The sequence below is a fragment of the Coprococcus sp. AF38-1 genome (assembly GCF_003603945.1).
Lineage (GTDB): Bacteria > Bacillota > Clostridia > Lachnospirales > Lachnospiraceae > Coprococcus > Coprococcus aceti.
In genome coordinates, this window is sequence record NZ_QVGO01000015.1 from 1 (window position 1) to 506 (window position 506).

Sequence of the window (506 nt, forward strand, 5' to 3'; positions counted from 1 at the left end):
TTTGCCGGTGGTGATGCGCTTATGGGAGACACCCGTACCCATCCCGAACACGACGGTTAAGACGTAAGCGGCCGATGGTACTGCACTGGAGACGGTGTGGGAGAGCAAATCACCTCCTTTCTAAGGAATGGATAGTAAGGGTTGTTATGTTGTTAAGCTTTTCAAGCTAATAAGTTTGCCGGTGGTGATGCGCTTATGGGAGACACCCGTACCCATCCCGAACACGACGGTTAAGACGTAAGCGGCCGATGGTACTGCACTGGAGACGGTGTGGGAGAGCAGGTGGCTGCCGGCTCCAAATTTGCTTATCAAGTGTAAGCACCAAAGAAAATGGGCTTATAGCTCAGCTGGTTAGAGCGCACGCCTGATAAGCGTGAGGTCGATGGTTCGAGTCCATTTAAGCCCATTAGCCGAAAGGCTGTAATTCCATACGGGGGTATAGCTCAGTTGGGAGAGCACCTGCCTTGCAAGCAGGGGGTCACGAGTTCGAATCTCGTTATCTCCAC

General features: G+C 52.4%; 2 tRNA genes and 2 rRNA genes. All 4 read left to right on the forward strand.

Annotation, left to right across the window (positions count from 1 at the left end):
• Positions 1-3 precede the first annotated feature (3 nt).
• Positions 4-121, forward strand: a 5S ribosomal RNA gene (rrf, locus tag DW025_RS14655).
• Between the two features lie 56 nt (positions 122-177).
• Positions 178-295, forward strand: a 5S ribosomal RNA gene (gene rrf / locus DW025_RS14660).
• Positions 296-332: 37 nt separating this feature from the next.
• Positions 333-406 (forward strand) — tRNA-Ile (locus DW025_RS14665).
• A 26-nt stretch (positions 407-432) separates the two neighbouring features.
• Positions 433-505: transfer RNA gene (locus DW025_RS14670), tRNA-Ala, on the forward strand.
• Position 506 lies beyond the last annotated feature (1 nt).